The following is a 13,649-nucleotide window of genomic DNA, read 5'->3' as shown; positions in this document are numbered from 1 at the left end:
GGAGGGGCGTATCAGCGCTTGCTGAAAAGGGAGCGGTGCAGCGGAGCGCATGGTGACGAAAGCCACGGCCGCCCGCGCTGAGCTGGGGGTTTGGGCTAACACTCATCCCGCGCCTGCAAGGCCGCGAGCAGGGCCCGGGTCTGTCCCTTCACCGGGGGGGGCATCTGCTGGATGAAACGCAAGATCTCCAAGTCATCCTGCGAGGCCTTGATCCCTGTCAGGACGTAGAGCGCAGTCGGTCCGTCCAGCACGTCCGGCAGGGGCGCCAGACGATCTGCCCCGGGCTCCCGTTCCTGATCATCTGCTGCACGTAATTCTCGCCGCATCCCGCCGCGCGGCTGATGTCGCGCTTGGATCGGCTGTCCTTCTGGGCCGCCTCGATGAACCGCGCGAACCATTGCTGCCTGTCCACGACGCCGGCCTAGCTCGCCGGCTCCCCAGGCGGATTGTCCATGATCTGCAGCACCACGTCGGAGGGGCGGCACAGGCGGGTGCCCTTGTCGGTCACGACGAAAGGGCGGTTGAGCAGGATCGGGTGCGCCTCGATCGCGTCCAGCAATTGCTCGTCGCTCAGCGACGGATCGTCCAGGCCGAGTTCGGCGTAGGGCGTGCCCTTCTGCCGCATCGCCTCGCGCAGCGGCAGGCCGGCATCTGCGGCCAGGCGGCGGATCTCGTCCCGGGTGGGCGGGGTCTTCAGGTACTCGATGACCCGCGGCGCCTCGCCGGCCTGTCGCAGCAGCGCCAGCACGTTGCGCGAGGTGCCGCAGTTCGGGTTGTGGTAGATCGTGGCCGTCATCTCGGGACCTCGCTGAACCGGTCGCGGGTGCGATTGGCAAAGGCGACCAGCGACAGCATCACCGGCACCTCGACCAGCACCCCCACCACCGTCGCCAGCGCCGCGCCCGAATTCAAGCCGAACAGGCTGATCGCGACCGCGACGGCGAGTTCGAAGAAGTTCGACGTGCCGATCATCGCGCAGGGCGCGGCGATGCGGTGCGGCACCTTCATCGCCCAGGCGGTCCCGTATGCCAGCGCGAAGATGCCGTAGGACTGGATCAGGATCGGGATGGCGATCAGCACGATCACCGTCGGCCGGTCCAGGATGACCCGGCCTTGCAGGGCGAACAGGATGACCACCGTGGCGATCAGGCCGATCATCGACCAGGGCTTGATGCGTGTGGTGAACGACTCGATGGCGGCGTCGCTGCCCAGCCGGCGGCGGGTGATCCATCCCGCGACCAGCGGCAGGACGATGAAGAGGACCGTGGACAGGACCAGCACCTCCCACGGGACGGCGATGTCGGTGACCCCCAGCAGCAGCACCACGATCGGCGCGAACAGCGCGACCATGATCAGGTCGTTCACCGATACCTGCACCAGCGTATAGGCCGCGTCGCCGCGGACCAGCTGGCTCCACACGAACACCATCGCCGTGCAGGGCGCCGCCCCCAGCAGGATCAGCCCGGCGACGTATTGCTGGGCGTCCGCCGGCGGAATCCAGGCGGCGAAGACGTGGTCGAAGAACAGCACCGCCAGCAGCGCCATCGTGAACGGCTTGATGGCCCAGTTGACGGCGAGGGTGATCAGCAGGCCGCGCGGCTGGCGCGCGACGCCGCGCACCGAGGCGAAGTCGACGCCCACCATCATCGGATAGACCATCGCCCAGATCAGCGCTGCCACGACCAGGTTGATCCCGGCCAGTTCGGCGGCGGCGATGGCGCGCACGAGTCCGGGGGCGACGACGCCGATCAGGATGCCGGCGGCGATCGCCAGCGCGATCCACAGGGACAGCCAGCGTTCGAAACGGCCAAGCGCGGGGCGGGGAGGGGCGAGCGCGGCGTCGGTCATGCTGCGTTCCCCCGCCGGGCACGGGCAGGGGCTTTGCGGGGGCGAGGCGCTTCGATCATCTGGAACCTCGTCATCACGGGCGGGCTATCTGGTCCAGCATCGGCTGGCAGAGTTCGGGCCGCCCGCCGCAGCAATCCTCGACGAGGAAGGCGATCAGGGCGCGGACTCCGTCCATGTCCGCCCTGTAGCGGACCGAGCGGCCCTGGCGTTCGGCCCGGATCAGCCCCGCGTGGCGCAGGATCGTCAGGTTGGCCGACAGGGTGTTCGGTCGGACCTGCAGCGCCCCGGCGATGTCACCGGCCGCCACGCCCTCGGCCCCCGCCCGGATCAGCAGGCTCAGCACGGCGAGGCGGTTAGGCTGACCCAGGGCCGCAAAGGCGGCAGGGGCGCGGCGTTCATCCATGTTTCACCGATAATCGAAACGATGGCATCCGCAAGGCCCGGCAGGACCCCGGCCTTGCGTGAAGAACAGGCTTGACCATATCTGACCATAAGTGTCAGAGAAAAGAGAACGGCCTGGGGTGCCGATCGGAATCGGTCGGTGCGACATCGGCACGCTGGACAATTCGCACGCGGTCTTTCATCAGGGAAGCGCCATGATCGTTTGCCACTGCAACCAGATCAGTGATCACGAGATCCGGGCCGCCGTCGGATGGATGCGCGCCTCGGACCCGGACACGATCGTCACGCCGGGCAAGATCTATCACGCCCTTGGCAAGCGCGCCGATTGCGGCGGATGTCTGAAACTGTTTGTCGCCACCATGCGCCGGGCGGATGGATTCGCGGTCGAGGCCGGGCCCGCGCCCGTGCCGGCGGCGTTGCGGGGCCTGCGGCAGCGGACGGCGACCTGAAACAAGAAAGGTCCCACCATGAAGGGTGATCCCAAGGTCATCGAGTATCTGAATGCCGCGCTGCGGTCCGAACTGACCGCGGTCAGCCAGTACTGGCTGCATTACCGCCTGCAGGAGGACTGGGGCTATGGTCGCATTGCCGAGAAGTCGCGCGCGGAATCCGTCGAGGAGATGCACCACGCCGATCGGCTGATCGAGCGGATCATCTTTCTGGAAGGCCACCCGAACCTGCAGAAGCTGGATGCCCTGCGCATCGGGCAGACCATCCGCGAGACGATGGAGGCCGACCTCGCCGCCGAGCACGACGCCCGCACCCTGTATATCGAGGCACGCGACCACTGCGAATCGGTTCGGGACTATGTGACCAAGCAGCTGTTCGAGGACCTGATCCAGGACGAGGAAGGTCACATCGACTATCTGGAAACGCAGTTGTCCCTGCATGACGAGATCGGCGCCCAGAATTTCGGCCTGCTGAACGCCAAGCCGGCCGACAAGGTCGAGTGATCCGGACCACGTGATCCCGGCCGCCTGATCCCTGGCGGCTGACGCGATTGATTTCCGGCGGCGGCAGCCTGTCTGCCGCCGCCTTGATTACGGCACGCCACTTTCTTGGCGGATTCTGTCAATCCATGTGGCAGAGGCCCGTGGGTTTCGCTTGTCTGCAATGTCGGGGATACGCCGTCGATGGACGAGGCATGGCGAACACGGCTCACCGAGGCTCTTGCGCAGCGGAAGATGTCCAACGGGCGGCGTCACTGGCAGCCGGCTTGGCCCCCGGATATGTACATTCGCTGCTTGTCGAGGGGGAGGACCCGTCCGTTTCCAATCTGGAAGCCGTCTGCAAGGCCGTTGGCGTCAGTCTCCAGTATCTACTCTACGGATATCACGTTTCGCCCGCTACGGCGCGGCTGCTCCAGTTGATGGAGGAGCACCCCGACCGGCGGGACGCGGTTCTGGCGATTTTCGGCGCTCGCGATCAGGACTAGCTGCAGGGAAAATCCTGTCCTTGCCGCCTCTGGAAGCTGGCCAGCGCGCCTCGGGTCGCGCTTGAAAACAGCGGCATGTTCTTTACGTTCGGCAGGAACCTGAAGATGAGGATGACGATGGCGGATGATCCCTATGCCGCGCTGGGCGTTTCCAAGACGGCCACCGAGGCTGAGATCAAGAAGGCCTATCGGCGCATCGCCAAGACCGATCACCCGGACCTCAACGACGACGCGGCCGCCCATGAGCGGTTCAAGGCGGCCTCGTCGGCCTATGACCTGCTGAAGGATCCCGAGCAGCGGGCCCGTTTCGACCGCGGCGAGATCGACGCGCAGGGGCAGGAGCGCCCGCAACGCCGCTATTACCGCGACTATGCGCAGGCTGGCGACAATCCGTATCGCGGAGAGGCGAATTTCGGCGATTTCTCGGACGTGTTCGAGGATCTGTTCGGCAATCGCGGCCGGGCCCGGGGCGCCGCCGCCGGCAGTGCCGGCGCCGGTGGGCGGAGCTGGGGCGCGGGTGCCGGGGCGCAGAGCTTTGACATGCGGGGCGCGGACCACCGCTATACGCTCGAGGTCGACTTCCTGACCGCGGCGCGGGGCGGCACGACGCGGATCACCCTGCCGGACGGCAACGCGCTGGACGTCCGGATTCCGCCCGGCACCCGCGACGGCCAGACGATCCGCCTGCGCGGCAAGGGCGGTCCGGGCATGGGCAGCGGCGGCCCGGGCGATGCGCTGCTGACCATGACGGTGGCAGAGGATGCGGACTGGCGCCTGAATGGGGACGACGTGATCACGACCCTGCCGATCTCGCTGGACGAGGCGGTGCTGGGGGGCAAGGTCGAGGCGCAGACGATCGACGGGCCGGTCAAGCTGACGGTTCCGCCGGGCGCCACCACCGGACAGCGGCTGCGGCTGCGCGGACGGGGGCTCAAGCGCGCCGGCGGAGCCCGCGGCGACCAGCATGTCGAGCTGAAGGTGGTGATGCCGCCGCGTATCGATGACGAACTGGCGCAGTTCATTGCAAAATGGCGCGAGACCAACGGCTATGATCCGCGCAGGGGGGGAACGTGATGGCAGGCTCGACCGACCAGGCGATGACCCGCGCCGAGATTCTGGAGGCATTGCCCGAGCTGACCGACAGCGAACTGGCGGCGCTGATTCGCAGCGGCGTGGTCCGCCCGGTCCAGTCCGCGCGTGGGCCGCTGTTCCGCGACCTCGACATCGCGCGGCTGCAGCTGATCCTGGAGCTGGAGGATTGCTATGACCTGGACCGCGACGGGCTGGCGCTTGTCATGTCGCTGATCGATCAGCTGAATGGGCTGCGCGGCGACATGCGCGCGATGCTGCAGGCCGTGGCGTCCGAGGCTCCGGAAACCCGCGCCCGGCTGCGGCAGGTCATTCGCGAAACCCGGGTGACGATCGTGACCGAGGACGAGACGACACCGGGGTAGCCCGGCGGCCCCCGGGCTGGTCAGCGCGGGCGCCGGATGGTGTCACCGGGCAGGAAGGTCGGGGACAGGGCGATGACGCCGCCTTCGGGCCGGGGATCCTTGCCGGCCACGATCCGCGCGGCCCGCCGTCCGATGTCCAGACGCCGCGCGTCGGTGGTGGCCAGCCGCACCGGCAGCCCGTCCAGCAGGTCGACTCCATTGAAGCCCGCAAGCCCCAACCGTCCCGGGATGTCGATCCCCTGGTCGCGCGCCCAGATCAGCCCGCCCGCCCCGATCAGATCGTTGGAGTAGTAGAGGAAATCGAGGTCAGGCTCGCGCGCCAGGATCCGCTCGGTCAGCTCGCGCCCCTTGGCCAGCGACGAGCCGCCCTGGTAGAACTCGCGCGCCGCCAGCGCCACCCCCGCCTCGGCAAGGGCGCCTTCGAAACCGGTCAAGCGTTTGCGGGCGCGATGATCCTCGGGCATGTGGGTGCCGATGAAGCCGATCCGCCGATAGCCCGCGCGCAGGATCTCGGCCGCCATCTCGCGCCCGGCGCGGTCATGGCTGACGCCGACCGCCGTGTCGATCGGCGTGCCGTCCACATCCATGATCTGCACGATCGGGATGCCGGCGTTCTGCAGCATCGCCCGCGACCCGCGGCTGTGTTCCAGACCCGCCAGGATCACCCCGGACGGCCGCCAGCTGAGCATGTCGTGCAGCACCGTCTCCTCGCGCGCCGGTGCGTAGTTGGTCACCCCGACGACCGGCTGCAGGCCGGTGTCGTCCAGCTCGGCGGAAATCCCGCCCAGGACGTCGGGGAAGACCAGGTTCGACAGCGACGGGATGACCACGGCGACAAGGTTCACCCGCTGGCTGGCCAGCCCCCCCGCGATCTTGTTGGGGACATAGCCGAGCGATCGCGCCGCGGTCTGCACCTTTTCGCGGGTGGCCGGGGACACGTCGCCCCGGTTGCGCAGCACCCGGCTGACGGTCATCTCGCTGACGCCGGCCGCCTCGGACACGTCGCGCAGGGTCAGGGACCGTCGAGGTTTCTGCGGCGTCATCGGGCGCGATCTCTCCTGATCCCCACCCTTGTCCGTTAGCGCATGACAGCCCGACCGGCAAGCTTGCCAAAGCACGCGTCTGCAGGCATGACGAGGGGTGCGGCCCCGTGGCTCAACTGGATAGAGCAGCCCCCTCCTAAGGGGCAGGTTGCAGGTTCAAATCCTGCCGGGGTCACCAATTATCAGTGCTTACGATTTCTGAGCCGGGACGACGATCCGGGATCGGAACGAAACCCGGAACGAAACTCGCCAGATGGACGGAACCTGGGCCGCGACGAATGGGGTGGATGGCGATGGTTCGGACCAGCAACCATCCGGAACTCCCGTGGCGTGGGGAAGCTCGCTGGAGCAGAGATCTGGCTTTAGGTTGTTTAACCGCCGTTGGCGCCAAAAGCGCGCGGGCCGAGTGGTCGAAAGCCACAGCAATGTCGGCAATTAAGACACGGATCTGAAAATCCGCAATGCAATACGACGCCCCTGGTAGGTTCCACCCGCTGACGTAGAGTCTTCCCAACCTGAAGGAGCTGACGGGTTGAGGAAGAGTCGTTTCACCGAGGCGTGTTGCCGACGTGACCTCGCCTACAGGTACCGGCTCCACCAAGTTCGGCGCCGGGTCTTAAACTCGGCGAACCATCGCGTCGGCGGATAGAGCGCAGTCATTGCGATAATCCAGACGAGCCAGACAGCCCATAGCGGCCCGCCCGGCGCCGAGTGCAGAGGCGGCGGTCCGAATTGCTCGACCCCCCAGACGGCAACCGCGGTGGCGAGTCCGACGATCCTCAGCGCGTAGAGGTGCAGGACGTAGAAGAACAACGGCGCCTGCCCGAGAGGGCGCAGGAACCACTCCGCATGCCCGGCGCCGAACCGTTCGAAAAGCGCGAGAAGCAGCAAAAGCGGCCCGAGCGTCATCATCAGGAACAGCGGCGATGGCGGGTATTTCTCGCAGTTCAGGAACGACATCGCCGACCGCAACGTGGAAAGGTCCGTCCGCCAGGGCTCCGGATCAAGACCAAGGCGGCTGGCGCGCAGGACCACAAAGCCCGCCAGCAGGGCAAGGCCGAGTCGGGTGATCCGCGCTGCCCAGTCATCGGGACGGCGAAGGACCAGGTCGCCGAGCGCGTATCCCGCGGCCATCACGCCGAACCAGGGCAGGATGGGATAGGACACGATCACCCGGGTCATGCCGCCAATCTCAAGGACCGTGTTGGCATCAAAGAGGATCGCGCCCGCCCAGGTTGGTGCGCCGGAGCCCGCCAGGCCCGCCGATAGCATGGGGTGCAGCACGGATAGCGCAACGCCGATTGCTCCGGCTCCCCACGCCGGCAGGAAGACCAGCGGCGCCAGAAGCAGCATCGACCACCCGATCGCCCAGATCACCTGCAGGAGCATGAGGCTGCGGCTCGGGTCCGGAATCCAGGCGAACCCGATGATCGTCAGTTCGAGCGCGATCAGGAAGGCGCCTCGGGTGGCGAGGAGCAAGGCGAGCGATCCGGCGTCACGTCGCTCACGCTGCAGCCGCGCCGCCACGCCCGCCAGCAGCAGGAAGCCCGGCGCGCAAAGATGGGTGATCCAGCGCGTCGCGAACAGCGGAACGGTTGTTGTGTCGATGTCGGTGGGATCGGGCGTGAAGCCGAGGATGAAGGCGCGCGTGTGATCCAGCGCCATCAGCGCCATGATCAACCCCCGCAGCAGGTCGATCGAGGCGACCCGCGCGCCGGTATAGCGATGCGGAACGCCTGCAACGATGCCCGGGTCGTTGGTCATCCACCCTCCGCTTCGGCTCCGAGGCAGAGCATAGCATGAACTTCGAAGTCATTTTGTTGAACAGCCGCACTCACGCCGTCAGTGCGCGGATGTCTCGCCCCGAAGCTGAATTGCGGCCCAACTGGCACACCCATCCACCTCGGTGGAACTCTGCCCATGGCGGCACGTTGGCGCCGCGTCATCTGCCACCACCGGCATTATTCTGGCTCGACACGGAGCATGCGATGTCCCGGACGCCCCTCGACGACGCGACCGCCAGCATCCGGGCAGGGCTCCGCTCCGATGCCTCCCGCCGCGCCTTCCTCACGGGGGCGGCGGCGGTCCTTGCCGGGCCTGCCGTGGCGCGCTCGGGCACGCCGGCCGCGGGCACCGTCACGATCCTGCACACCAACGATTTTCACGGGCGTCACTCGGCCTTCGAGGTAGCTCCGGGAAACGCGCTGGCGCAGACCGGGCAATCATCCGAGTTCGACTTCCCGAGGGCCGGATCGATCGGCGGGATGCCGCGCCTGGCCAGGGCGGTCCGGGACCGGCGTGAGGCGCTGGGTAGTGGCAACGTGCTGCTGGTCGATGGCGGCGACAGCTTCTCGGACGATCTGCTCGGCAATCTGACAAGGGGCGAGGCGATGATCCGGCTGATGAACGCGGTCGGATACGACTTCATGGCGCTCGGCAACCACGATTTCGACTATGGGCTCGACCGCACCCGCGAACTGGCGAACATCGCGAAGTTCCCGATCCGCGGCGCGAACGTACGCGACGAGGCCTCCGGGCAGCCGTTGCTGGGCGACCCGGCGTTGGTGCGCGAGATCGGCGGTATCTCCGTCGGGCTGCTGGCGGTCGGCTATCACAACACGCCGTTGACCACGAACGCGGACAACATCCGGGGATTGCGGTTCACGAACGGCATCGAGGAGGCGCGCCGGTTGGTCCCCGACCTGCGGCGCCGCGCCGATCTGGTGGTCGTCGTCTCGCACCAGGGGTCGGCGGTGGACCGCAAGATGCTGCACGAGGTCGACGGCATCGACCTGGTGATTGCCGCCCATTCCCACGACCTGATCTCGCCGCCCGAGCGCATCGGCAATGGCTGGCTCGTGCAGGCGCTCTCGGACGGCACGATGCTGGGCGAGGTGACGCTTTCCCTGCAGGGCGGCACCGTCGCTTCGGTCGAGGGAGCGGTCCACACCCTCTGGGCCGACGAGGTGGAGGAGGACACGGAAGTCGCGGCGCTGCTTGAGGAGCTGCGCGCCCCGCACGAGGAAGTGCTGCAGGAACGGATTGCCGACGCCGCCGAGCGGATCGGCCGGAGCTACGAGGTCGAGAGCCCGTTCGACAAGCTGATCGGCCGTATCCTGCGCGAGGAGACCGGTGCCGAGATCGCGTTGTTGCCCGGCGTCGGCTACGGCGTCGCGCTGACTTCGGGGCCCATCACCGCCGAGGCACTTCGCCGGCTGCTGCCGCATGAGGCGAGGATCGCAACCGTGACGCTTACCGGCGAGCAGCTGCATGCCGTCCTTGAGCAGAGCGCCAGCAATCTGGCGCCCGACGATCCCATCGAAAAGGTCGGCGGCCTGATCCAGACCGACGGCCTTACCTGGACCGCCGACCTGCGCCGGCCGATCGGCGAACGGGTGTCCGCCGTCTCCGTTGGCGGCAGCTCGCTCGAACCCGGGCGTCGTTACGCGGTCGTCGCCAATGCAGGCATGCTGAACGGGCTGCATCGCTATGACGTGGTAGGCCAAGGCCAGAAAATCCAGCGTCTCGAGCAGGGTGTTTATGATCTGGTCGAAGCAGCCTTTCGCCGGGGTGGACGCGTGGAAGCGCCCGCGCTGGGGGATGTTACGGTCGTCCAGCGCGCGTGAAGACAGACCCGGCGACGCTCCTGTAGGGGACCTGCGAGGGTATCTCTGATCCTGTCTCACTCGAATTGGGTGTCGGGACAGCTCGTTCATGAACGGTAATGAGATAGCGTCAGTTCGCCAGAAAAAGATCAGCTTTCCATCACCGGTCAGCATCTGGATCATACAAATATCCCAGCGTGTACGTGATCGAATATCGGACCTGTCGGTAATGGCAGGCGGGTGGTCCGTCGCAATAAGCTCAGTTGACAGGAAGCATGGTGATCGCTTTGAAACGTGGATCGACTGCGGAAAACTCAAAGCGACGAGGGCTGGCCTCGAAGTGCCGTATTCCGCGCAGTAACCGTTCGACCATAACGCGACATTGTCGTCGAAGATTCTGCCTGACTGCGCGGGGCGAAGGCGACCTGGTGGGGGTCCCGGGCGTGCTTGTCCACGTTTACGACCAGGCGGCGGAAGTTGGGCCACCTTGCTGTCGTGCTATGACATCGGGGCCGCCGCCAGCGACATCATCCGGATTGAGCCGATCGATGTGTCCCGACCCGCGGCCTGACATGACCTCGGCTCCTGGCCTTCAGGACACGGGATTGCGGCGGGGCCTTCCGACCCTTCTGGTGTCCTGTGCGGCGAGTACCCTGCGCTCAAGTCAGCCATCGCGCAGAGGGAAACTCACGCGCCTCCGTGCCGGGGATGGTCGGCACGGAGGCGCGTCGGCCCGGCTGCGTTTCAGCCCTTGCCAGTCTGGCTGTCGACGTAGTCCCTGACGAACTTCTCGAGCTCCGGCGTGTCGCACTCGAAGCCCATCTCCTCCGCCTTCTCGATGGCCTCTTCGCCGCTCATCCCCTGTTCGGAGGCAATGTGCATCATGACGAAGGCGCCGGAGCGCTTGCCCGAGGCACAATGAACAAGCACTGGCGCCGGCAGCTCGGTGGCCTTGCGGCGGAAGGCGTCGACCACGTCGTGGGAGAGTTCTTCGCCGTCGACCGGATGATGGAGATAGGCCAGGCCTGCCTCCTCGGCCTCGCGGCCCTCTTCGTCCGGCTGCATTTCCAGCTTCTCATCCTCGCCGTCGGTCTGCATGTTGACGAGCGAGCGGAAGCCTTCCCGTGCGGCCTGCCTGATCTGTTCGGCCTCGGGTGCAAACTTCGCGACGGTGAAGCGGTCGTTCATGCGGACGGTGTCTTGCATCGTGCTCTCCTCAGTTCGGTTTCTCGATCTCGAAGCCAGCGGCTTCCCACGCTTTCCAGCTTCCGGGCACGTTGCGCACCCGCTCGAAGCCGCTCTTCTTGAGCAGGCTCGCCGCGATGGACGCGCGGAAGCCGCTGGCGCAATAGGTGGCGTAGGGGGCAGAGCGGTCGAGATCGGACAGCGTTTCGGGCAGCTCTCCCAGGAACGCGTGCTGCGCGCCCGGCACGTGCCCCGCGTCCCACTCGTCAGGCTTGCGGACGTCAAGCGGCGTCAGTTCCTTCGCGTCCCTCAGCTCGTGCACGGAGACCTGCGGGATCTGCGCAAATTCCTGTCCTGCTTCGCGCCACGCGGCCATGCCGCCGGCAAGATAGCCGCCGAAATCGGTGAAGCCGGTGCGCCAGAGCAGGCGCAGAACCTCGGGCAAGTCGTTGTCGTCATGCAGGACCAGGTGGATCGGCTTCTCCGGATCGAGCAGCCAGCCGGCCCAGACCGACAGCTCGGGCCGGGCGCCGATGTTGAGGCTGCCGGGCACGTGGCCGGCGCCGAAATCCATCATGTCCCGCACGTCGAGGATCTGGGCTCCGTCTGCGGCGGCCGCGGCGAAGCGTTCGACGGTCATCGGCGCGATCCGCGGCAGGTTGCGCAGCACCTCCGGCCCGCGCGCGTTGACCTTTTTCAGCCGCGGATAATGGGTCGGCACCGGCGGCGCGTTCTCCGTCATCGCCTTCTTGAACTCTTCGAGGTCTGTGATCCTCGCGTAGTCGTTGAAGCGGCGCTCATAGCCGATGGTCGATGACATCCTGTCGCCGATGTCGGGCCCGCAGGCAGAGCCAGCCCCGTGGCAGGGATAGATGATGACGTCATCGGGCAGCGCCATGAACACGTCCCGCACGGTGTGGAAGAGCTTCTCCGTCAGCGCCTCGGTCTGGTCATCGCCCAGCAGGTCGGGCCGGCCGACGCTGTCGACGAAGAAGGCGTCGCCCGAAAGCACGCCCCACGGCGTGTCCTTGTCGCCGTCGAACAGCAGGTAGGACATGTGCTCGGGCGTATGGCCGGGGGTGAAGCGGGCCTTCATCCGCAGACCGCCGAAGGTGAACTCGTCCCCGTCCCGCAGGGGCTCGTGATCGAAGCCGTACTCGGCGCCACCCTCGGCGCTGACATGGAGCTTCGCCTGCCCGCCAAGCCGGTCCACCAGCTCGCGCGCGCCGCTCAGGAAATCGGCATGGATGTGGGTCTCGAAGACATCGGTGATGACGAGGCCGAAGCGGCGGGCGGTCTCGAGATAGATCTCCACATCGGGTCGCGGATCGACAACGGCACAGACATGCGCGGCATCATCCCCCAGCAGGTAGGAGCATTCGGCGACACCATCGGCCAGGATCTGTTCAAAGCGCAGCGTCATGGGCGGGCCCTCCTCCCCGGCGGAACGGATCACCGGGGAATCCGTTCCCGAAGACGCAGTGGCTGTGGGGCCAGTGCCGGTTGAAGGACCTTGCCATGAGGGAGCCGGGGCATGGCGGATGATGCGAAACATCCTGGCGGACGACCGCGGAGTCGCTGGAGACTGGCGGCCTGGAGCATTGCAGCGGCGCTCATCTTGCTGCCTCTGGTGGGGATGCGGTTCACTGACGAGGTCGACTGGACCCCGGCTGATTTCGCTTGTGCCAGCGCTCTCGTCCTCGGTGTCGGCCTCACCTATGAACTGACCGTCAGGACGACGGTCAATCGGGCGTATCGAGCCGCCGTCGCGGTCGGGCTCACGGCGGCGTTCATCCTGATCTGGATCAACGGTGCCGTTGGCATCATCGGGTCAGAGGATCACCCTGCCAACCGGATGTATGGCGGCGTGCTCGCGGTCGGGATCATCGGGGCCGTCATTGTCCGATTCCGGGCGTACGGAATGGCCCGCGTCCTGGTCGCGGTGGCGCTCGCTCAGCTGCTGGTGGCCGTGATCGCACTGGTTGCCGGCTTGGGTTTCACGGGACCCATCACCGTGTTCTTCGCGGGGCTGTGGCTCGCATCGGCCTGGCTTTTCGAGAAGGCCGCGAAAGAGCAGCGTCCCACTGGCGAGACGCTGTAAGAAGCCACCGCGAAAGTTGCATCTCGTCCTCCAGGTTCAGGATGACCAGATCCGCCCGGGCGGGAGCAAGGCGATCATGAACCGTCCGAGGCACGAACGGTTAGATCGAACCATGCATCTCCTCGGATCAGCTGGTGGCAAGGCGGGGACGCGTGAGGCCCAGGAATGCGGCGACCGTCAGCGTCACCAGGCCCACGACCGCGAAGGCAGCTGCAAAGCTCCCGGTCGCACCGATGATCGCCGCTATCGCGGGCGGGCCCACCACCACGCCGAAGAAGGTGAAGAACAGCGTCCCGCCGGTCATCATCCCGGCCATGCCGGGCGGAGAGAGCCGGGCGACCTCGGCGAGAAAGACACCGTTCCAGCCGATGGCGGTTGCGCCGGACGCGACCGCGACCAGGATGACAATCCACAGCGCCCAGTCGGGGCCGGTCAGAGCCATGCCCCCCATGCAGGCGGCCATGATGATGCCAAGCAGGCTGAGCATGATCCGCGGACTCACATGGCGGTCTGCCAGCCAGCCCCAGAGCAGGCGCCCGAGCACCCCCGCACCCTGCGCGACCGCCATGACGATGC

14 protein-coding genes and 1 tRNA gene are annotated in these 13,649 nt (G+C 66.8%); 7 read left to right on the top strand and 8 right to left on the bottom strand.

Features of this window, described 5'->3' with window-relative positions; genetic code table 11:
- Window positions 1-421: 421 nt before the first annotated feature.
- The 3 genes from arsC to Q0938_RS02365 form a co-directional block, all read right to left on the bottom strand.
- On the bottom strand, window positions 422-796 hold the full coding sequence (gene arsC, locus Q0938_RS02375; RefSeq protein ID WP_299358764.1) for an arsenate reductase (glutaredoxin): 375 nt from the start codon (window positions 794-796) through the stop codon (window positions 422-424).
- Window positions 793-1,848: an ACR3 family arsenite efflux transporter gene (gene arsB, locus Q0938_RS02370; protein ID WP_299358762.1), complete on the bottom strand. Its 1,056-nt coding sequence runs from the start codon at window positions 1,846-1,848 to the stop codon at window positions 793-795. Before arsB ends, arsC begins: the two co-directional genes overlap by 4 nt.
- A 73-nt stretch (window positions 1,849-1,921) precedes the next feature.
- Complete coding sequence (locus Q0938_RS02365; RefSeq protein ID WP_299358760.1) at window positions 1,922-2,251, bottom strand: metalloregulator ArsR/SmtB family transcription factor; 330 nt, start codon at window positions 2,249-2,251, stop codon at window positions 1,922-1,924.
- Window positions 2,252-2,444: 193 nt separating this feature from the next.
- Here Q0938_RS02365 and Q0938_RS02360 point away from each other — a divergent pair, with 193 nt between their 5' ends.
- The 4 genes from Q0938_RS02360 to Q0938_RS02345 all read left to right on the top strand — a co-directional run bounded on the left by Q0938_RS02360 (window position 2,445) and on the right by Q0938_RS02345 (window position 5,139).
- On the top strand, window positions 2,445-2,699 hold the full coding sequence (locus Q0938_RS02360) for a (2Fe-2S)-binding protein (protein WP_299358758.1): 255 nt from the start codon (window positions 2,445-2,447) through the stop codon (window positions 2,697-2,699).
- A gap of 18 nt (window positions 2,700-2,717) precedes the next feature.
- Window positions 2,718-3,203, top strand: a complete 486-nt coding sequence (bfr, locus tag Q0938_RS02355) for a bacterioferritin (protein WP_299358756.1) — start codon at window positions 2,718-2,720, stop codon at window positions 3,201-3,203.
- Between the two features lie 599 nt (window positions 3,204-3,802).
- Window positions 3,803-4,759 carry a DnaJ C-terminal domain-containing protein gene (locus tag Q0938_RS02350; protein ID WP_299359581.1) on the top strand — a complete coding sequence of 319 codons (957 nt, stop codon included), beginning with the start codon at window positions 3,803-3,805 and terminating at the stop codon, window positions 4,757-4,759.
- A complete protein-coding gene (locus Q0938_RS02345) occupies window positions 4,759-5,139 on the top strand; it encodes a hypothetical protein (protein WP_299358754.1) in 381 nt (126 codons plus the stop codon). The genes Q0938_RS02350 and Q0938_RS02345 overlap by 1 nt, the downstream gene beginning before the upstream one ends.
- Window positions 5,140-5,159: 20 nt before the next feature.
- Here the strand turns inward: Q0938_RS02345 and Q0938_RS02340 are convergent, their stop codons facing one another.
- Complete coding sequence (locus Q0938_RS02340) at window positions 5,160-6,182, bottom strand: LacI family DNA-binding transcriptional regulator (RefSeq protein ID WP_299358752.1); 1,023 nt, start codon at window positions 6,180-6,182, stop codon at window positions 5,160-5,162.
- Between the two features lie 101 nt (window positions 6,183-6,283).
- Between Q0938_RS02340 and Q0938_RS02335 the strand changes: the two genes are divergently transcribed.
- Window positions 6,284-6,360, top strand: a tRNA-Arg gene (locus Q0938_RS02335).
- A 401-nt stretch (window positions 6,361-6,761) separates the two neighbouring features.
- On the opposite strand, the gene Q0938_RS02330 is transcribed toward Q0938_RS02335, so the two are convergent.
- Window positions 6,762-7,946 carry a heparan-alpha-glucosaminide N-acetyltransferase domain-containing protein gene (locus Q0938_RS02330; RefSeq protein ID WP_299358750.1) on the bottom strand — a complete coding sequence of 395 codons (1,185 nt, stop codon included), beginning with the start codon at window positions 7,944-7,946 and terminating at the stop codon, window positions 6,762-6,764.
- Window positions 7,947-8,170: 224 nt separating this feature from the next.
- Here Q0938_RS02330 and Q0938_RS02325 point away from each other — a divergent pair, with 224 nt between their 5' ends.
- Entirely contained in the window at window positions 8,171-9,808 is a 1,638-nt protein-coding gene (locus Q0938_RS02325) for a bifunctional UDP-sugar hydrolase/5'-nucleotidase (RefSeq protein WP_299358748.1), read from the top strand.
- Window positions 9,809-10,531: 723 nt separating this feature from the next.
- On the opposite strand, the gene Q0938_RS02320 is transcribed toward Q0938_RS02325, so the two are convergent.
- Both Q0938_RS02320 and Q0938_RS02315 read right to left on the bottom strand, forming a co-directional pair.
- Window positions 10,532-10,993 (bottom strand): sulfur transferase domain-containing protein, encoded by a 462-nt coding sequence (locus tag Q0938_RS02320; RefSeq protein ID WP_299358746.1) that lies wholly within the window; start codon window positions 10,991-10,993, stop codon window positions 10,532-10,534.
- A 10-nt stretch (window positions 10,994-11,003) separates the two neighbouring features.
- Entirely contained in the window at window positions 11,004-12,395 is a 1,392-nt protein-coding gene (locus Q0938_RS02315; RefSeq protein WP_299358744.1) for an MBL fold metallo-hydrolase, read from the bottom strand.
- Between the two features lie 111 nt (window positions 12,396-12,506).
- Between Q0938_RS02315 and Q0938_RS02310 the strand changes: the two genes are divergently transcribed.
- On the top strand, window positions 12,507-13,073 hold the full coding sequence (locus Q0938_RS02310; RefSeq protein WP_299358742.1) for a hypothetical protein: 567 nt from the start codon (window positions 12,507-12,509) through the stop codon (window positions 13,071-13,073).
- 127 nt (window positions 13,074-13,200) lie between these two features.
- Here the strand turns inward: Q0938_RS02310 and Q0938_RS02305 are convergent.
- Window positions 13,201-13,649, bottom strand: a 449-nt coding sequence (locus tag Q0938_RS02305) for an MFS transporter (protein ID WP_299358740.1), incomplete at its 5' end; no start/stop codon positions are given.

Source organism: uncultured Paracoccus sp. (assembly GCF_947496875.1).
Lineage (GTDB): Bacteria > Pseudomonadota > Alphaproteobacteria > Rhodobacterales > Rhodobacteraceae > Paracoccus.
The sequence above is the reverse complement of the archived record's forward strand: the minus strand, read 5'-3'. Positions and strand labels throughout refer to the sequence as shown.